The sequence below is a fragment of the Limosilactobacillus caviae genome (assembly GCF_014635905.1).
Classification (GTDB): domain Bacteria; phylum Bacillota; class Bacilli; order Lactobacillales; family Lactobacillaceae; genus Limosilactobacillus; species Limosilactobacillus caviae.
In genome coordinates, this window is record NZ_BMDS01000002.1 from 368244 (window position 1) to 382606 (window position 14363).

Consider the following 14363-nt stretch of genomic DNA (forward strand, 5'->3'; position numbering starts at 1 on the left):
ACCTCCACCTCAACCACAACAACATTCATCGTGGTTGAGTAGTTTTAATATATCTTAAATCTGTTAGCAAATGGCTATCCAAGATGTCTCAACCACTTATCAAAATTGACAAGGGTTGTTTAGGGACGTAATGGGTAGCTTTTTTATTTGAAATGAGGTTAGAATGATGGACAATCAAGAAAAGAAAGTAAAATTAAATCGGACGATGACACCTGGTCAAATGGAAATGATTGCAATCGGGGGAACAATCGGTAGTGGTCTTTTCATGGGGGCAACATCAACGATTAAATGGACAGGACCATCTGTACTACTGGCGTATGCGTTTGTCGGTTTAGTTCTTTATGGTGTTATGCGTGCGCTAGGAGAAATGATCTATATTAGTCCAGGCACCGGGTCTTTTGCGGATTATGGTTCAAAATACATTCATCCCTTAGCAGGATATTTAACAAAGTGGAGTAATGTTTTCCAGTTTATCATTGTTGGTATTTCAGACATTATTGCAATGAGTCAATACTTAAATTATTGGTGGCCTAAATTACCAGACTGGATTTCTGGATTAGTAATGATCACTATTCTGACGCTTGCTAATCTGGCTTCTGCTAAGGCTTATGGACGACTCGAATTTTGGTTCGCGATGATTAAGGTTGTTACAATTATCGTAATGATCATTTTAGGACTTTTGGTAATTGTGCTAGGACTTGGAAATAACTGGCATCCGGTTGGTATTTCCAACTTATGGACACATGGTGGATTCTTTACTGGCGGATTTATGGGATTCATGTTCTCATTATCTGTTATCGCAGGTTCATACCAGGGAATTGAGTTACTTGGTATTACAGCCGGTGAAGCTGCTTCTCCACGTCACGCAATTGTTAAATCAGTGAAATCTGTTATTTGGCGGATCTTGATTTTCTACATTGGAGCAATTTTTGTTATCGTTTCAATCTATCCATGGGACGAATTAAAAGCAGTAGGTTCCCCATTTGTTGAAACATTTACTAAGGTTGGTATTACCGGAGCAGCAGGGATTATTAACTTTGTTGTGCTAACTGCCGCTTTATCTGGTGCCAACTCAGGAATCTACAGTGCTAGTCGGATGTTATTTAAGCTTTCGGTCGATGGTGAAGTTCCTAAGGTATTTAGTAAGTTATCAAAACGGGTTGTTCCTAATGTAGCCATTCTAACAATTGCATTTTGGATCTTCCTTGGCTTTATTGTTAACATGCTGCTATCAATGTTTAATGCTGCCTCGGCAAATATCTTCGTAATCGTATATAGTTCAAGTGTTCTTCCCGGAATGGTCCCATGGTTTATTATCTTAATTTCGGAATTAAACTTCCGCCGCAATAATCCTGAAGAATTAACTGACCATCCATTTAAAATGCCGTTGTATCCAGCATATAATTACTTCAGTTTAATCGCATTAACCGTTATCTTGCTCTTTATGTTCTTCAATCCAGATACAAGAATTTCGGTTAGCGTTGGCGCAATCTTCTTAATTATTATGAGTATTATTTATAAACTAAGAACTCGCCGCCAAGATAAATTAGCATAAAAATATAAATGCTCTCAAAATAGATTGTTTTGGGAGTATTTTCTTTTGCTAAGGAAAATGATAGAATATTTTTACGAACGTACGTTTAATTAGAAAGGTATTTACGAACATATGCGATTTCGATTTAATAAAAAAACAAAGTATCTAATTTTAGCATTAGTAGCGATTTTCGGTATTGGCAGTTTTACACAGCAGCCAGAAAAGGGGAATGCTTCTCCGCAAGGGATTCAACGACTTGTCTCCTGGCGGCATAACAGCAACCATAATCGTTCATCAACATTAACGCCTCCTACGCAATCTCAGGCGACAAGTGTACTCTCTGATGGTGTTCGTCAGCAATTAGGAACCTCCAATATAAAATGGAATGGATATGGTGCATTTATCCTCAATAATAACCAAACTAATTTGAATGCCAGCATTAATAACGCTCCATACGCTGTTAATCGTCGCGATTCTCGAGGACGCGCATGGCAGGGTGATGCATGGCTTAACCGAACAACACGACAATATCGTAACCGTAATGAAACGGGGAATGGTGCTACTAATTGGAAACCGGTTGGATTTTTGCAGGCCCATAATTTAAAGGGTGGTATTTCTCATGCTTATGATCGCGGCCACTTGCTAGGTTATGCTCTGGTTGGCGGGATTCGCGGATTTAATGCTTCTGAGTCTAATCCAGCAAATATTGCGACACAGACAGCCTGGGCAAATGAAGCACGAAGCAGTTCTTCGACTGGGCAAAATTACTACGAAGGCCTTGTTAGAAAGGCACTTGACCAAAATAAACAGGTGCGTTACCGAGTAACTGATATTTATGATGGCAATAATTTAGTGCCTTCCGGTGCTCATATTGAAGCAAAATCAAAAGACGGGAGCTTACAATATAACGTTTTCGTGCCAAATGTACAAAATAATATCAGTATCAATTATGCTACTGGAGCGGTAACGGCGATTGATGGATAAATAACTATTACTAAGCTATAAAGAGGCTCTTCCTGATATTCAGGAGGGGCCTTTTTTAGTTAATCACTCTATTGATAATTCAAAATATTTTAATGGTTACTTGCAAAATTAATGTAAATAACCGAAAATAAAGGAAGTTAATATTGTTTAGAAAAGGACTATGCTAATGACAGATTCAGATCTAAAAAAGATTCATATTGTTTTTAATGGTCAAGACACGCCACCATTAAAAATTAGCCAGCTTTTTGATGCAAATAAGTTTAATCGTATGACAGCGGTAACGGGTAATATTACAGCTGATTTTATTAATCAGTACTTAAGTCGATTTATTAAAGTTGAAGTTGCCCTCAGTACTCCTGAAAATCATGAAGTCAAGACTGGCGAAGACGTAATTACAAAAGTTGCTTTAACTGATGCATTGCTTGTGGCAGCAAATAAAAAGCCAGCAAAAATATTTGAAGCACTTACCAGCGATAATCAGGTAAATGTATTGAATAACCTTTTTCAGGTTGCTATTGCACCAACTCAGGCCATTCATTCGCGTTTTTACCTTTTGAGTAATTCTGAAACCCATGATACGCGGGTAATTCTGGGAAGTCTTAACCTAGATAATGATTCATTTGATAGTCAACGTAACCAATATGAAGAAATTCTGGTTTTTGATAACGATATCCGGCTATTTCAGAACTTAGACAGCCACTATAAAAATGATATTAAGCCAGTGTTGCGACCATTTTTTACAGAAAACCTCTTAAAGGCCGCACAGAATCAAATTGATGAGAGTCTTAAAGATAATAAAGGCGCTACAAATGCAGTTGTAATTCTTGATAATGAAGTAACCGACCAAATTGCCGCTGCTGATATGACTGACTTAATTAGTCATGATATTCAAAAACAAATCGATGAAAATAAGATTCCCGCTATGATTACAAAGGCTATGCGGGATATTACTACTAATCGATCCCAAGACAAAGAAGAAGCAGAACGACAAATTCAACAGCATGACACTATTTATACCTTACAGAAGACAGCAGTGTCACCACGTGCTGCTAAACCAAAATTAAAATCACGGGAAAAGATTTTTAAACAGGTTCAGGATGCGCTGATTAGTGGCATGACACCACAACAACGATCTGCAGAAAAGAAATATACAACCTTCTTGTATGACCGGCCAATGGAAAGAAACCTAGTTAACAATAATAGCGGACTTTATGTACCAAATGATACTGGTACTCACCCGATTCCATTTGGCAAGGTCGCAACTATTAGTCAAATTCGTGATGGATTAAAGAGCATCGACGCGATTATGAAAGGCTACCAGCAATATGTTGTCGATTATAATGATGACTACGGCAAGCGGTTTTATGAGGCTATTTTATATAGTTTTACGGCGCCATTCTTATGGGAAATTCGGGCTAAAGCTAGTCTAAATCCCGAAGATGGTAACGATATCCCTAATTTCCTGATTCTAGGTGCAACTGCCGGTTCTGGAAAGTCAACCTTATTGCGGATCATTAATCAGTTAACGTGGAATACCGACCGTTCATTAATAGACTTTGGAACTATCTATCCAACTGAAACACCTCAGAAAAAGGCAAAGACAGTTGATGCAATTGAACATTACATGAAACTAGGCAGTTCATATCCGGTTTTAATGGACGAAATTGAACCATATTTCTTCCAGCAGGACCAATATAGTCGGCACTTGGTCGTTGATACGATGAATGAATTAGTTAATAATCCTCATGCAATTGCACCATTAATCGGAACAACTAACTACGATTCAGGCTTTACCATGCTTCGTGAAACCGCTCGGCGAACTTATTACCTACAAATCGACAAGGTTATCGATGAACAGCAGAAGGGTGAGGCTAATAAATATATCTATAACGTACGTCAAACCTTAAATAATACATTGTTTAAGGATTTTGTAATGCGGATGGCAAGTTTATTAGAAGATGACGAAACCCCATGGCGGGCCTTTGATGAAAAGACTGGTAAACTAGATTTCTTAGCAAATACGCGAAAGCTATTCCGTGACTACTACCAAATGGCTGATATGGAAATTCCGCCATATTTTGCTGATGAAATTTGTGATGATTTTAAGGAGAGTTCACGAAACCGTTGGGCAAAACTCTATTTAACGCAAGAAGAAGATTTCAAATATCGTCAACAAGATCATAGTTTGTTATTTGATATTTCAAAGCTTAATACTTTTAATGGATTTACAGCTGATAGTATTGAAAAGTACCGAAATGCGCTTCCAATTGAACTTTGCGTTGATGGGATTAATGGGAAACGTGGTAAATTCGTTGAAATAAAAGCAAACGAATTCTTTAAGTGGATCGGTGAGCGTAATCCATATGCTGACGAAAAAGATATGGATAATAATGAAACAATAACCGCAAAGCCAGCTAAAAAATCTTCAGAATCCCTTGCAAGAGAACCAAAGAGAGGATTCTGGGCACGTCTATTTGGTTAATATTAAAAAGAAGGTCTAGGACGCAATTAAGCATTCAAGACCTTTTTATTATTTACTATTAACTTTAGCGGCTGCTCGTTTAGGCTGCCGTTTTAAGTTTTCAAGTCGATTTACCAATGGTTTCGCATATTTTACGTAAAGCGAATTGCTAAGGAGCCAGTTATGAAAACGCGGCGATACCTTAGTAATACACCATATTGTCAGAAGGAAAAAGGGCACTTGAGGAATTATCGGAAGTAAGACCCCAATTATCCCGCCAACAAATGAAATACTGCCTAATACGATCCACAGAAGTTTCATTCCTAGTTTTAAGAGCATTAATAATTCCTCCTTCTTTCGATGTTAAAGTTATTATTATTCTATCATGCTAACACAGAAAAAGGTTGGGCAGTGTTTTAAGTTTTTATTATATTTAGATTAAGGAGAGAAAAATGACATTTTATACAATTAGTTATTTATCAAATCATCAACACATGAATCAACTGTTTAATTACATTGCAATCCTCATTTTTGCGATTTTAATTGGAGTAATGGTGCTCTTATATTTACGTCACCGGCTTATTACCCGCTATCGTGATTTAGGGATAATTTTCTTTTTATTATTGCTGCTCTTCATTGGTTTTCAGGTTACCGATATGGAAAAGAGTACGACCCAGCAATCGCAGACAACCCAAATGATTCCATTTATTAAAGCAGTTGCCCGTGATCATAATGTTTCACCACAAAAAGTAGTTGTTAATTCGACAACGTTAACAGATGGTATCCTTGTTCGGATAGAGGACCGCGATTACCGGGTTAACTTAAGTCAAACAGGAGACAACTATACTCTTACGCGGGCACACGTTGTTAATCACAAGGTCAATTTAATGAAGTAGGAGGGCAGCATGGATAACTATTCATTAATTATTATAAAGTTTGTCCTTGGTATGTTATGTTTGATTCTTCAGATTAATTTGTTGGGGAAGGGAAATCTTGCACCTACTTCAGCTATTGACCAAGTACAAAATTATGTTCTAGGTGGTATCATTGGTGGAATCATTTATAACAGTGATATTTCAGTTCTCGAGTTTATAATGGTTCTTTTAATCTGGACTTTAATTGTCTTTGCTGTAAAGTTTGCTAAAGACCATAATGTTTGGATAAGGCGCCTAATCGATGGCCGACCACAAATATTGATCCAAAATGGCAAGGTATTAGTAGAAAACTGTATGCGGGCAGGAATTAGTGCAAATGACCTCATGTTCCGTCTTCGTGGCCATGGGATATATGAAGTTGCAAAAGTAAAAAGCGGGATTTTAGAACAAAATGGCCAGTTAGTAATTATTGAAAACGATGAAGCAAATGTTCGCTTTACTTTGATTAACGATGGACAAATTAATATCGATGTGATGGAACTAATTCACCATGATGAGCAATGGGTATTTGAACAAATCCATAAAGCAGGTTACGGTAGCGTTGACGACATATATCTTGGAGAATATATTAATGGTAAGTTAACCTTAATTCCATATCCTAAAGTTTAAAAATCTCCCTTTATAATTTTCAAACGTATAATAGGATATAAATCGATATGATAAGAGATGATTTGATGAAAAAGTCGCTAAAAATCGTCGGAATTAGTTTAGGAAGTCTTATTCTTCTTGCTTTTGGCATTCAGGGATTCTTATTACAAGGAACTCCTGGTCAACGCTTGTCACCACGAAATTATCAAAGCAAAATAGAGTATTCTTCTATCCCCACTATCCTTATTCCAGGATGGGGCGGAAATACGACCACTTATAATAAAATGATCAAATATTATCAACAAAAAAATATTGCTCAAAAGGTATTGACTATCTGGGTTGCACCAAATGGGCAGATTTGGACTGAAGGTAATTTTAATGGTCAAAAGAATGCATTGATTCAGGTTTTATTTACCTGGAATTATAATGTTACTTATCATCCGCAAGTTAAGCAATTGACGCTTGTTCTTAAATATCTCCAACAGCACTATCATATTCAAAAGATGAATGTGGTTGCTCATTCGTATGGAGGAACTGAATTTATTCACGCCTACATGGGATCAAAATATCTCCAACACCACATTCGCTTAAATAAACTGGTTTTCCTTGGTGTTCCAGTAGAAGAAAGCTTAAATGACCAGCTGAGATATCGGTATCATTTAATTAGTAAGTCAACAGATAAGAATTTCCAAGAATTGTTTTTGCAAATGAAAAAATGGCAATTAAATTATCCGATTAAAATTTATAATTTAATGGGAAGTGAAGAAGAGGATAAGAAAACTGATGGATCAGTTCCTCATATTCAATCGGAAATGCTAAAGTCATTAATTAAGACCCATTCGTCAATTGAATATCATCAAAAAATCTATCCTAAAACTACACACTTTCAATTACATCACCGGACAGTGATCATAAAACAAATCGCTAATATTTTATGGGGGAAGGGTTCGAATGAATAAAGAACATGGGCAAGTAACTGGTTTGATCTGGCGTGGTACATCTGAATTAACGACATACCAGCAATTAAAGGCATATGCAGAAAAGAACGGTCTTACAGTTTCAATAGCTGCTAAAAAGCTGATCCAGCAGGCATTGATGAAAAAATAGTTGCTTAGTGTTGACAGTAATTAATTAATATTATATTATGATGACAATAAAATTAATAATTAATTAGAGAAAGATGAGTAATGCTTTGATGCTATTATAGAGAGTCAGGGTTGGTGAAAACTGATATAGCAGAGATTCATGAAGATGGTCTTGGGATTCTAATAGTATTGTGAGCTTATTAAGTGAGCAAACTACGCCTGACACCCGATAAAGTGTCTAAGTTTACCCTGACAAGGGTGTACTTATTGAGGGTAGTTGTGTAAGCAGCTACTAAATTTAAGGGTGGTAACACGTTAATGAACGTCCCTAGGAGCTAGTACAGTTCCTAGGGATTTTTTTATTACTTATTTTTACTGAGAAAGGAATTGATTGGTTATGACAGAACAGATTACAGCACCTTACCGCTACGATATTGTTGGTAGTTTTCTCCGTCCTAGTAAATTAAAAAATGCTCGTGCAAAGTTCAAAGCGGGAGAAATTGATTATGGCGCCCTAACAAAAGTGGAAGATCAATGTATCGCAGATTTAATTGCCAAGGAAAAGCAAGTCGGCCTTCATGCGGTTACTGATGGTGAATTTCGTCGTAGTTGGTGGCACCTTGATTTCCTGTGGGGACTTAATGGGGTAACAAAATATGATTATCAACAAAGCTATAAGTTTCAAGGAGCAAAAACACGAACAGATAACGCTGAACTAGGGGGCAAAGTCTCGTATAATCCTAATCATCCGTTTTTTGAAGCTTTTAAATTCACACAAGAGCAAGCTGATGATGATGTTATTGTTAAACAAACAATTCCCTCGCCAACAATGCTTTTCCGTGACAATCGTTCTGATAATTGGGCTGAATATTATGACCGATGGGAAAATTATTTAACAGATTTAGCAACAACGTATAATAAAACAATTCAACACTTTTATGACTTAGGTTGTCGTTATCTTCAAATCGATGATACAACATGGGCATTTTTGATAAGCAAACTCAATGCAAGCAAAGACAATCCTCAGGAACATCAAAAATACATTAAGTTAGCTCAGGATGCGGTAACAGTAATAAATAAAGCTTTGGCAGGGTTGCCAGCCGATTTAACTGTTACTACTCATATCTGCCGTGGGAATTTTAAATCAACCTTCCTATTTTCTGGAGGATATGAACCAATAGCTGAATATTTAGCGCAACTGAATTATGACGGTTTCTTTCTTGAATATGATAATAATCGTTCGGGAGATTTTGCACCATTAGCTACTATTTGGAATAATCGTCCTAATGTTCGTATTGTCTTGGGCCTCGTCACTTCTAAAAGCGGTCAGCTGGAAGATAAAGAGTCAATTATTGCACGAATTAACGAAGCAACTAAGTACGTTCCCTTAACGAATTTAGCAATCAGTCCGCAATGTGGGTTTGCTTCAACAGAGGAGGGAAATATCTTAACTGAAGAGCAGGAATGGCAAAAAATCCGATTAATCAAAGAAATTGCTGAAGAGGTTTGGAGATAGCATCGGAAGAAGGGATTATAGATGAATATTGTGCATTACCTAGATACAAATTTACTTATCTTAAAAAAGCAGCAATCTGCTTCTAAACTAAATAGTAATTGGTTAATCCATCTATTTCATGATAGAATTTAAATGAACAAAAATTAAAGGGGAGTTCATTTAATGACAAATCAAAAGAGTAAGACTGTATATTTTTGCGCAGGATGGTTTACTGATAAGCAGAATAAGGCTTATGAGGACGCAATGAATGCAATCAAAACAAACCCAACAGTAGATGTTGAGAATTCATATGTGCCATTACAACACCAGTACAAAGGATTACGGGTCGACGAGCATCCTGAACTTTTACAAGATCGTGAATGGAGCACGGCAACCTATAATGGTGATCGAGTAGGAGTTTCAACTTCTGATATGCTATTGGCGGTATATATTCCAGAAGAAGAGGATGTCGGAATGGGCGTTGAATTAGGAATGGCACGCGCGCTTGGTAAGTATATTATGGTTGTTATCCCTGATGAAGATTTTGGTAAACCAATCAACTTAATGAGTTGGGGGATTGCCGATAACTTTATTAAAATGTCCGAACTTCCCCAATACGACTTCAATAAGCCATCCTATAATTTCTACGACGGCGGAGTATATTGATGAAAAAAGACCGGAGAATAATTCTCCGGTCTTTTTCTCAAACAACTAGTTTACATAATATTTCTAATGCTGTTGACTTAAAAATAACTGTTCAATTTCAGTTAATAAGCCATTATGATTATTATCATTAACAGTAACTTTATCAGCGACTTTAAGTAAATCACTAGTCGCATTCTTCATTGCAATCCCACAACCAGCCTCTGTCAACATCTCGATATCATTTGATGTATCACCAAATGCGACAACTTGTGCTAGCGTTCCATTTAAGTATCTTTCAACTAATTCTTTTAGTCCGCGTGCTTTATTAACACCTGCAGGTAAGATATCAATTCCATATGCACCGCTATAGGTAGCTTGAATGGCACTACAGAAGCGATTTAGTTGTTGGACGTAATCTTGAATTACCTCTTGTGATATTTTCTGTTTAGCCCAACCAATGTTCAAATTGTAAATGGGTTCATTAATTTCTTCTAGGCTAGTGAAATAAGTATGATGCGGATAATAAGGAACTGAAACATCTCGATATTGGTTTGCAATAATTGTCTGTGATCCTCCAGATAGCGATAAAATATCAGGTTTTGGCAATTTTTCTTTAATAAAAAATAGTACCTGCTGTAACGTCTTTTTAGAGTGAGTTTGATTATATATCGACTTTTGATCTATTACTATTCGACCACCATTTTCAGCAACAAATTCTTTTACAAGAGGGCAAGGGCGGAAAATAGTTGTCAATGCGTCATAACTGTTTCCGCTGGCAATAATAAAATGGTATCCTGCTTGCTGGAGAAGGGCGACATCCTTATTAAATCGTTTAATATCAAAATGATCATTATCATCTAGGAGAGTGCCGTCTATATCAACCGCAATAAAACCGTATTTCTTCATCAACATTCCTTTCTATTTTACAGGTGAAGCGGCTTTTTGACTGTTTTGCTGTTTAATCTGTTGCTTCAATTGTGAATTTTCTTTTTGAAGTTGATTTATCTTCTTTTGATACCTTTTTAGTTCATCTTTACTAATTCGTGATGATTGTAATTCTTTTAGTTCCTTAGTAGTTTTTAAATGACTAGAGAATGATAATAAGTAAATAGTCATTGCTCCAATTAACAAACAGATAAAGATTAGTAATACTAATGGTGTTTTCACTCGTGCTCCAAAAAGGTTAACTACCACCGTTGCTGTATTAAGCAAGGCAAAAATAGCAATAATAATCAAAATAATGATTGAAGCAATAGTTGTTGATTGCTTTTTCAACTGAAGTTCCTCCTTATGCTTTTACCGTAATACATTCATTATATTAATTTAGGAACTAATGGTAAAGAAAGATAAGGGAAGGAGAGGCATTTAATGAGTATTAGATAGAATGTTACTAGGACTTTGTTATCTTCATCGGTGAGCATGTTCCCCAAATGTTCCCCAAAATTACAAATTTATACATTTTTATACAATTTCAGCAAAACAAAAGCTCTACCAAAATGCCGTTATATCAACGTTTTGATAGAGCTTTTGTTTTATACGGTTTTTCAAAAATGCGTCCCCCGAGAGTCGAACTCGGATCATGAGGACCGAAATCTCATGTGCTATCCATTACACTAAGGACGCTTTACATTTTTTATTTTAGCGCATTTATTAAAAAAATAAAGAGTTTTTGTCAATTTTCCTTAAAAATATAATACTTAATGATATATAAAATGTCATGATGTTAATGAATCAATTAACTGAAACCGCTTTTAATATTGGCGCTAACAAAACTTTGGTAAATAATTATCCATTCAGTCATCGTCAGCAAAACTTAAATTAACCGGATTACAAAAATCGTTGTTACTTAAGAACTTATTTCCATGTAACATCAAAAATAAAGGGCGCATTTTTATTAAAATAAAAACTAATTTGAACGTAATTCTTTTATATATAAAGGAAGTCAAAAATTGCTAATTTGAGGGGCTTTTTTGTTTCTGTAGCATTAAAACTATAATTTTAATGACAGGTTAATTTTGAATTAAATCATGCCCTCTTTGCAATCTTTACTAGTAACTTTGCCATTTTTATGGTTAGATTTAAATGATACCTATTTTTTAAGGAGCAATTATTATGGAAATTAAATACTGGGCTGATATTGCTTGCCCATATTGTTATATTGGTATTACTCAATTACAACGGGCACTTGAAGAGCTAAAAATAGCTGATCAGACGCCACTAGAATTTATGTCGTTTCAATTAGATCCGACATTACCAACAACAACGAATAAGTCGATGACTGAGTACTATGCACAAACGCATAAGCTAACTACTCAGGAAGCTTTATCTCAGCTTGAGCAAATTGATAAAATGGCTGCTAACATTAATTTACCCATTAAAATGGAAGCGGCAATTCCCGTTAATACATTAGCGGCCCATCGATTAATCAAATATGTCGAAAGCTTAAATAATCAAGCATTATTAAATAAAACCGTTAAACGTCTTTATCAGGTATATTTTAATGATAATAAGTCAATTGCTGACAATAAGGTTTTAACTAATGCAATGTCAGCAATTGGATTACCCACTGATGACGTAAAAAGCGTCCTTGAATCTGGAAAATTTGAGACTGAAGTACGAAAAAACGAGCGACGCGCCTTTATGATTGGTATGCCAAGTGCGCCTTTATTCGTCATCAATAACAAATATTCTATTACTGGCGCTCAACCCTATGAGGTGTTTTTAGAAGCATTGAAAAAAGTAATTAATAAAAATGCTTAATTAGCTATAAGTTTGTATCTCCCTCCTTACTCATTGTTAATTCTTTATAATAATTTATGTAACGAGTAAAATGGTTGTGAGGAGGTCTTTTATAATGAAAGTGACTAAGATAGTCGTAGGAATTATTATGATTGTACTCGCTATTATTATATTTGTTCAATCAATTGTAGAAGGATTTGGTAACCCAATTTCAGCAATTCGAGTTTACGCTGGTACGGCAGAGCTTATTGTAGCACTTTTATATCTTGCTTCTGGAATTGTTTATATTGCTACCTGTGGAATCGATGGACTGGGCGGCGATATTGCAGGACTATCAATGATGTTAATAAGCTGGATTCTTGGCTTATTAACTTTTAAGATATACTTACCGCTACAACTATGGGCATGGTTAGCATTAATTGTTGGTGTAGGATTTTTTGTTTGGCATATCATATTAAATCGTGAATAAGCATTACTTTTAAATGTAAAAAAGCCGCTGTTAAGAAAACATTTCTCAACAGCGGCTTAAATAATTGGGCTAGCTGGATTCGAACCAGCGCATGACGGTACCAAAAACCGTTGCCTTACCGCTTGGCTATAGCCCAATCATATGTGAATCTAAGTAGATAATTCTACTTAATGGAGGATACAGGGCTCGAACCTGTGACCCCCTGCTTGTAAGGCAGATGCTCTCCCAACTGAGCTAATCCTCCAAAAATGACCCGTGCGGGATTTGAACCCACGATACCAGCGTGAAAGGCTGGTGTCTTAACCACTTGACTAACGGGCCATATTAACATAACTAAAAGCGGGTAACGAGAATCGAACTCGCGACAACAGCTTGGAAGGCTGTGGTTTTACCACTAAACTATACCCGCATCTCAGCGACGAATATAATAATATCAAGTAATGTTATAAAAAGCAATACTTTTTATAAAAAAATATTTTATTTTCTGTTAAATATTTGCACGTTAAGCATTCACCACATCTAATAACTGTTACTCGTAGTCTTCCCCTTAGTTAATATGTAAAAAAAGCACTTAAGAAGTTTCTAACTTCTTAAGTGCTTTAGCCAGATCGGGAAAACAGGATTCGAACCTGCGACCCCCTGGTCCCAAACCAGGTGCTCTACCAAGCTGAGCTATTTCCCGAAAAAGTGCCGAGGACCGGGATCGAACCGGTACGGTTATCACTAACCGCAGGATTTTAAGTCCTGTGCGTCTGCCAATTCCGCCACCCCGGCATAATGAACTGGCTAAGCGGAAGACGGGATTCGAACCCGCGACCCCCACCATGGCAAGGTGATGTTCTACCACTGAACTACTTCCGCAAAAAATGACCCGTGCGGGATTTGAACCCACGATACCAGCGTGAAAGGCTGGTGTCTTAACCACTTGACTAACGGGTCATATTAATATAACAAACAATTCCAACTTAAATTGTTAACTAGTCTTTCACAACGTTATTAATAATAACAAGTGATCTATAAAATAGCAAGAACTTTTTTAGATTTTTTCGATTAAAATTACCCACTAACCATATAAATGTTATTTCCATACGTCTAGGCATTATTTAGAAGCCTCATTTAACAAAATCATTTGCTAAAAGCTTAAAGAAAATTCCTACATCATAGTTAGAAATTGATTATCTTAACAGCTATTTTGACCGCCATTTGCGATTGAACTTGCTAATTATATTATTAGCATTACATGACTACCTAAAGGAAGATTAATTAATTCTACAATTAAAATAAAACCAACTAAATATAACTTTACTATTTTCTTTAGAATTGATAAAATATAATCTGTTCTGTTGTTAACGGGAAATAGCTCAGCTTGGTAGAGCACCTGGTTTGGGACCAGGGGGTCGCAGGTTCGAATCCTGTTTTCCCGATAGA

General features: G+C 36.2%; 14 protein-coding genes and 10 tRNA genes. 12 read left to right on the forward strand and 12 right to left on the reverse strand.

Going from position 1 to position 14363, the window contains the following annotated elements; genetic code table 11:
- The first annotated feature begins 163 nt into the window (after nt 1–163).
- The 3 genes from IEU90_RS04515 (at nt 164) to IEU90_RS04525 (ending at nt 5000) form a co-directional block, all read left to right on the forward strand.
- A complete protein-coding gene (locus IEU90_RS04515; RefSeq protein ID WP_153709581.1) occupies nt 164–1555 on the forward strand; it encodes an amino acid permease in 1392 nt (463 codons plus the stop codon).
- Nucleotides 1556–1666: 111 nt separating this feature from the next.
- Nucleotides 1667–2518 (forward strand): DNA/RNA non-specific endonuclease, encoded by an 852-nt coding sequence (locus IEU90_RS04520; protein ID WP_188357786.1) that lies wholly within the window; start codon nt 1667–1669, stop codon nt 2516–2518.
- 166 nt (nt 2519–2684) lie between these two features.
- On the forward strand, nt 2685–5000 hold the full coding sequence (locus IEU90_RS04525) for an Aq_aa27 family P-loop NTPase (protein WP_153709579.1): 2316 nt from the start codon (nt 2685–2687) through the stop codon (nt 4998–5000).
- A gap of 48 nt (nt 5001–5048) precedes the next feature.
- Here IEU90_RS04525 and IEU90_RS04530 read toward each other — a convergent pair whose 3' ends face one another.
- Entirely contained in the window at nt 5049–5318 is a 270-nt protein-coding gene (locus IEU90_RS04530) for a DUF454 family protein (protein WP_153709578.1), read from the reverse strand.
- Between the two features lie 113 nt (nt 5319–5431).
- On the opposite strand from IEU90_RS04530, the gene IEU90_RS04535 reads away from it, so the two are divergent.
- The 6 genes from IEU90_RS04535 to IEU90_RS04560 all read left to right on the forward strand — a co-directional run bounded on the left by IEU90_RS04535 (nt 5432) and on the right by IEU90_RS04560 (nt 9748).
- Nucleotides 5432–5875, forward strand: a complete 444-nt coding sequence (locus IEU90_RS04535; protein WP_153709577.1) for a DUF3290 family protein — start codon at nt 5432–5434, stop codon at nt 5873–5875.
- A 9-nt stretch (nt 5876–5884) separates the two neighbouring features.
- A complete protein-coding gene (locus IEU90_RS04540) occupies nt 5885–6523 on the forward strand; it encodes a DUF421 domain-containing protein (protein ID WP_188357787.1) in 639 nt (212 codons plus the stop codon).
- Nucleotides 6524–6588: 65 nt separating this feature from the next.
- Nucleotides 6589–7461: an alpha/beta hydrolase gene (locus IEU90_RS04545; RefSeq protein ID WP_153709804.1), complete on the forward strand. Its 873-nt coding sequence runs from the start codon at nt 6589–6591 to the stop codon at nt 7459–7461.
- Entirely contained in the window at nt 7454–7609 is a 156-nt protein-coding gene (locus IEU90_RS04550; protein ID WP_188357788.1) for a hypothetical protein, read from the forward strand. Before IEU90_RS04545 ends, IEU90_RS04550 begins: the two co-directional genes overlap by 8 nt.
- A gap of 375 nt (nt 7610–7984) precedes the next feature.
- Nucleotides 7985–9103: a vitamin B12 independent methionine synthase gene (locus IEU90_RS04555; RefSeq protein WP_153709575.1), complete on the forward strand. Its 1119-nt coding sequence runs from the start codon at nt 7985–7987 to the stop codon at nt 9101–9103.
- 162 nt (nt 9104–9265) lie between these two features.
- Nucleotides 9266–9748: a nucleoside 2-deoxyribosyltransferase gene (locus IEU90_RS04560; protein ID WP_153709574.1), complete on the forward strand. Its 483-nt coding sequence runs from the start codon at nt 9266–9268 to the stop codon at nt 9746–9748.
- A gap of 63 nt (nt 9749–9811) precedes the next feature.
- Here IEU90_RS04560 and IEU90_RS04565 read toward each other — a convergent pair whose 3' ends face one another.
- The 3 genes from IEU90_RS04565 to IEU90_RS04575 all read right to left on the reverse strand — a co-directional run bounded on the left by IEU90_RS04565 (nt 9812) and on the right by IEU90_RS04575 (nt 11350).
- The gene (locus tag IEU90_RS04565) at nt 9812–10633 is read right to left on the reverse strand and encodes an HAD-IIB family hydrolase (protein WP_153709573.1); all 822 of its coding nucleotides are present in this window, start codon (nt 10631–10633) and stop codon (nt 9812–9814) included.
- Nucleotides 10634–10645: 12 nt separating this feature from the next.
- Entirely contained in the window at nt 10646–11002 is a 357-nt protein-coding gene (locus tag IEU90_RS04570; RefSeq protein WP_153709572.1) for a LapA family protein, read from the reverse strand.
- A 276-nt stretch (nt 11003–11278) separates the two neighbouring features.
- Nucleotides 11279–11350: transfer RNA gene (locus tag IEU90_RS04575), tRNA-Arg, on the reverse strand.
- A 489-nt stretch (nt 11351–11839) separates the two neighbouring features.
- Between IEU90_RS04575 and IEU90_RS04580 the strand changes: the two genes are divergently transcribed.
- Both IEU90_RS04580 and IEU90_RS04585 read left to right on the forward strand, forming a co-directional pair.
- Entirely contained in the window at nt 11840–12487 is a 648-nt protein-coding gene (locus IEU90_RS04580; protein ID WP_153709571.1) for a DsbA family oxidoreductase, read from the forward strand.
- 94 nt (nt 12488–12581) lie between these two features.
- On the forward strand, nt 12582–12935 hold the full coding sequence (locus IEU90_RS04585) for a hypothetical protein (RefSeq protein WP_153709570.1): 354 nt from the start codon (nt 12582–12584) through the stop codon (nt 12933–12935).
- Nucleotides 12936–12999: 64 nt separating this feature from the next.
- Here IEU90_RS04585 and IEU90_RS04590 read toward each other — a convergent pair.
- From IEU90_RS04590 to IEU90_RS04625, 8 genes are all read right to left on the reverse strand, one after another.
- A tRNA-Gln gene (locus IEU90_RS04590) sits at nt 13000–13071 on the reverse strand.
- Nucleotides 13072–13106: 35 nt separating this feature from the next.
- Nucleotides 13107–13179: transfer RNA gene (locus IEU90_RS04595), tRNA-Val, on the reverse strand.
- 5 nt (nt 13180–13184) lie between these two features.
- A tRNA-Glu gene (locus tag IEU90_RS04600) sits at nt 13185–13256 on the reverse strand.
- 17 nt (nt 13257–13273) lie between these two features.
- Nucleotides 13274–13344, reverse strand: a tRNA-Gly gene (locus IEU90_RS04605).
- 199 nt (nt 13345–13543) lie between these two features.
- Nucleotides 13544–13617: transfer RNA gene (locus IEU90_RS04610), tRNA-Pro, on the reverse strand.
- Between the two features lie 6 nt (nt 13618–13623).
- A tRNA-Leu gene (locus IEU90_RS04615) sits at nt 13624–13709 on the reverse strand.
- 15 nt (nt 13710–13724) lie between these two features.
- Nucleotides 13725–13796 (reverse strand) — tRNA-Gly (locus IEU90_RS04620).
- A gap of 6 nt (nt 13797–13802) precedes the next feature.
- Nucleotides 13803–13874: transfer RNA gene (locus IEU90_RS04625), tRNA-Glu, on the reverse strand.
- A 411-nt stretch (nt 13875–14285) separates the two neighbouring features.
- Between IEU90_RS04625 and IEU90_RS04630 the strand changes: the two genes are divergently transcribed.
- Nucleotides 14286–14359, forward strand: a tRNA-Pro gene (locus tag IEU90_RS04630).
- Nucleotides 14360–14363: the final 4 nt, after the last annotated feature.